General features: G+C 70.2%; 1 protein-coding gene. It reads left to right on the top strand.

Annotated elements, in window-relative coordinates; all coding sequences use genetic code 11:
• Positions 1–221: 221 nt before the first annotated feature.
• A complete protein-coding gene (locus tag ABD841_RS40465; protein WP_344982386.1) occupies positions 222–1,139 on the top strand; it encodes an oxygenase MpaB family protein in 918 nt (305 codons plus the stop codon).
• The last annotated feature ends 114 nt before the right edge of the window (positions 1,140–1,253 follow it).

Below are 1,253 nucleotides of genomic sequence, written 5' to 3'. Positions count from 1 at the left end.
TCCTTCGCTCCTCAGTCCAGTCACCGGCGCACCCTCGCGGGCTCCTTCGCTCCTCGGTCCAGTCGTCGGCGCGTCCGAACGGAAGTCCCTCAGGGTGGGGAGCGTGGGCGCGTCCCCGGGGGAGGGGTGGTGAGGTTGGATGTCACTGCTTGGCGGGGTTCGGGCTGTTATGGGGGGCCTGTTGGACGATGCGTCGAATGGGATGTAATTATTTACTTACTATGGAGAGCATCGAAGACATTGTCGTCCAGCCGCCGCACACGGTGACGTGGCTGGTACACATCGACCGTTCCATGTGGGTGGGCGGGGTCCGGGGGCTCATGCTCCAGGCGCTGCACCCGCTTGCGATGCGGGGGGTCTGGCAGAACTCCACCTTCCAGGAGGACCCGTTCGGGAGGCTCCGCCGCACTGCGGACTTCGTGGGCCGGGTCACCTTCGGCAGCCCGGCGGAAGCTGACGAGATCGGCCGGCGGGTCCGGGGGATCCACCGGCAGCTGCGCATCGACGACCCGGACACCGGCAAAGTCCATCGGGTGGATGACCCGGAGCTGCTGCTGTGGGTGCACTGCGCGGAGGTCTCGTCCTACCTGTCCGTGGCACGGCGGGCGGGTCTGGGGCTCAGCGACCGGCAGGCCGACCGCTACCTGGCCGAGCAGCGCCGCAGTGCCACCTATGTCGGTCTGCACGCCGAGGACGTCCCCGGTTCCATGGCCGAGCTGGAGGCGTACTTCGCCTCGGTGCACTCCCGGCTGAGGGTCACCCCGGAGGCGGCGTCCACGGTGCGTTTCCTGCTGTGGCCGCGCCTGCCCGCCGAGCTGCGGGCGCTCACCCCCGGAAAGCCGGCGTACTTCCCGTTCGGCGCGCTGTGCTACTACTCGCTGCCCGACTGGGCGCGGCGGATGTACGGGGTACTGCCTGAGGTGCCCGCGAGCACAGTGACCGCGGGACTGCGGGCGTTCCGGCTGGCCATGAACGCGGTCCCGGAACACGTGCACGACCATGCGTTCATGCCGGGGACCCGGGAGATGCTCTCGGCCTCCCGTGGGCGCCTGGGCGCGGCGGGCTACGACGTGAGTCGGGGCCTCAAGGGCCTGACCGATCCCCGCCGCTGGCCGGGCCGACTGGCCGACGCCGCCTGAGATCCACCCGTCGGCACCACCATTGAGCTCGCAGGGACGTGCCCACGTTCCCCGCCCTGAGGGACTTCGTTCGGACGCGCCGGCGACTGGACTGAGGAGCGCGGGAGCGGAGCG

It is taken from the genome of Streptosporangium fragile, from assembly GCF_039534445.1.
GTDB lineage: Bacteria > Actinomycetota > Actinomycetes > Streptosporangiales > Streptosporangiaceae > Streptosporangium > Streptosporangium fragile.
This window is presented reverse-complemented; position numbering and strand designations above follow the sequence as displayed.